We start from the raw sequence: 2,683 nt of genomic DNA, 5'->3' as shown, positions 1-2,683 counted from the left end.
ACACCCCAACCCCGGCCTTTTGGTTTTTCTGGTGAGTAGCCCAGGGGGGTTTCACCCCCAGGCTCTCTCAGAACCGGACTTTCAGATAGCAAACCTAGATGATTAAACAAGTTCAGCATGACGGATTGTGAAGTTCTCTCTCTCTTTAACGGAGAACGGAGAACCGATGACGGTGAACCGAAAAAGCTAACTCTCGGTCTTATCAATTTCCTGCAGGTATTCGCCTACTTCATCGATTGAAAAGTATTTGCTCCATCTCTTCTGCTCTCTTCCATCCACTTGAACTATTATTGTTGGAACCGTGAACACGGAATGTTCTGAGGCAACAGCTGGATTCTCTACTGTGTTTATCTTGAAGAACCTCCAGGAAGCAAATGCTTTCTCCACTTCCTCTAATTTTGGCTCAATCGCCGCACAAACTGCGCAGCCGGGGCTGAAAAAGTCGATAACCACCTTTCCGATGACTCCCCTCAATTCTGCCAGAGTTACTTCCTTCACTTCATCGCCTCCTAAAAGCATTATAATTGATAATAATAGTAGAATTTGAACGAGGTGAAGACTTGCAACGAGAAGGCATAAGGACATCTGTGTTCGTACCCATTGTGAAGCTCTGCGGCGAATACTATCTTCTTCTCACAAGAAGATCTACGAAGATAAGTCATCCTGGGCAGATCAGCTTTCCTGGTGGTCACGCAGAAGAAGACGAAACTCTTCTAGAATGCGCGATAAGAGAGATGAAGGAGGAGATAGGCGCCTCTCCGTCTTCACTTGAAGAGGTATGCCAGCTCAATGTCAGTACCACTGTCACCTCAGGGAGAGAAATCACTTCGTTCCTGGGGTTCATCGATGAACTGAAATTCAGGCTCAACAAGAGCGAAGTGGAGGATATCATCTTTCTTTCGATTGAGGCTCTCAAACTCTCCGCTCCGGAACCAATGATCATGCCAAGCGGAAAGAGAACGATCAGATTTCGTTTTCCCGGGTTCATAGTTTGGGGAGCTACGGCAAGAATAATCGAAGTAGCTATTGAGAGAATACTAGAGATAATTGAGAGTCGTGAAGAAGGTATGTCCGAGTGTATAGATGTCAATTACAAAACACATATAAGAGAGGAGTGATTGAATGCTAGACTTCACGTTTCACAATGCGACCAAGATAATCTTCGGAAAAGATACCGAACAACATGTTGGAACCGAGATTTCCCGGTTCGGCAAGAGAGTTCTTCTTCACTACGGTGGAGGCAGTATAAAGAAGACCGGCTTGTACGACCGTGTTGTAAAAAGCCTAAGAGAAGCCGGAGTTGAGATCTTCGAGCTTGGAGGAGTAATGCCCAATCCAAGGTTGTCTCTTGTAAGAGATGGAATCGAACTCTGCCGAAAAAAGAACGTCGATGCAATCCTCGCAGTTGGCGGGGGAAGTGTTATCGACTCGGCCAAGGCGATAGGAATTGGAGTACCTTACGGTGGAGATGTCTGGGACTTCTACTCGACCGGCAAGAAAGTAGAAAAGATGCTCCCGCTCGGTGTTGTGCTAACAATTCCTGCAGCCGGAAGCGAATCGAGCGGCGGATCTGTAATCACAAACGAAGACGGCTGGTACAAGAGAGCAGCAAACAGTGTTCACATGAGAGCGAAATTCGCAATAATGAATCCCGAACTGACTTTCACACTGCCTGCTTACCAGACGGCGGTAGGTGCGGTAGATATAATGTCCCATGTCATGGAAAGGTACTTCACAAATGTGAAGAACGTGGATTTCACGGACAGACTCTGCGAAGCTACTCTAAGAACAGTGATCAAGAACACACCTATAGCTCTAAAAGAGCCTGAGAATTACGATGCGAGAGCGGAGATAATGTGGGCCGGAACCATAGCTCATAACGACTTGCTAAGCACGGGAAGAATCGGAGACTGGGCTACTCACGGCATGGAACATGAACTCAGCGCGATATACGACATAGCTCACGGCGGAGGCCTGGCGATTATGTGGGCTCCGTGGATGACTTATGTGTATAAGCACGATGTTGAACGCTTTGCCCAATTTGCATACAGAGTCTGGGACGTCGAACCGGACTTCCGTAATCCTGAAAAGGCCGCTGTTGAGGGAATTAGAAGGCTGAAGGAATTCTTTGCTAGTCTCGGTATTCCCGTTACCCTGACAGACGCCGGAATTCCCGACGACAAGTTTGAGGAGATGGCCAAGAAGGCAACTGAAGACGGGCCTCTGGGACAGTTCGTACAACTTCATAAGGACGATGTTAAGAAGATCTACGAACTGGCGAAGTGAACTTATGCTCGGTTTAGCGTTATCTGTTTGCCAAAAGACCGTAAGTCTCAGTCAGAAAGCGAAACAAGGTTTTGCATTTGGAGTTTGGAAAATCGGGTAGCGAGTGAGGAGTGCAATAGAGTTGTAGGGGCGTGCGGCTGCACGCCCCTTTTCTTAAGAAAGACTGATGAATCTGCAAAGACTTTGCATATCCTATGAAGGGGAAGAGACCCTAGTAAGCATTGTTGTGTTCTTCAAATCACCCGATACTGCCATTTCGTAGAGCCCGCATGAACCGCGTGGCGTCACGTTTTTGGTTCTCTCTGCTCTTTATGGCGAACAGCCGTTCGCCCCTACAAGAAGTGCATGATTTTGAATCGGATCTCAGATCACAAAGGAAGTGTGGATCTACCAGGGG

Annotated in this window: 3 protein-coding genes; 2 read left to right on the top strand and 1 reads right to left on the bottom strand. The window is 47.4% G+C overall.

Going from position 1 to position 2,683, the window contains the following annotated elements; all coding sequences use genetic code 11:
- Positions 1–186: 186 nt before the first annotated feature.
- The gene (locus B3157_RS10975) at positions 187–498 is read right to left on the bottom strand and encodes a thioredoxin family protein (protein ID WP_292590506.1); all 312 of its coding nucleotides are present in this window, start codon (positions 496–498) and stop codon (positions 187–189) included.
- A 62-nt stretch (positions 499–560) separates the two neighbouring features.
- Between B3157_RS10975 and B3157_RS10970 the strand changes: the two genes are divergently transcribed.
- Positions 561–1,118 carry an NUDIX hydrolase gene (locus B3157_RS10970; protein ID WP_292590504.1) on the top strand — a complete coding sequence of 186 codons (558 nt, stop codon included), beginning with the start codon at positions 561–563 and terminating at the stop codon, positions 1,116–1,118.
- A gap of 4 nt (positions 1,119–1,122) precedes the next feature.
- Positions 1,123–2,286 carry an iron-containing alcohol dehydrogenase gene (locus B3157_RS10965; protein WP_292590502.1) on the top strand — a complete coding sequence of 388 codons (1,164 nt, stop codon included), beginning with the start codon at positions 1,123–1,125 and terminating at the stop codon, positions 2,284–2,286.
- Positions 2,287–2,683 lie beyond the last annotated feature (397 nt).

Origin of the sequence: Mesotoga sp. UBA5557 (assembly GCF_002425715.1) — a bacterium.
Taxonomy (GTDB): Bacteria; Thermotogota; Thermotogae; order Petrotogales; family Kosmotogaceae; genus Mesotoga.
The sequence above is the reverse complement of the archived record's forward strand: the minus strand, read 5'-3'. Positions and strand labels throughout refer to the sequence as shown.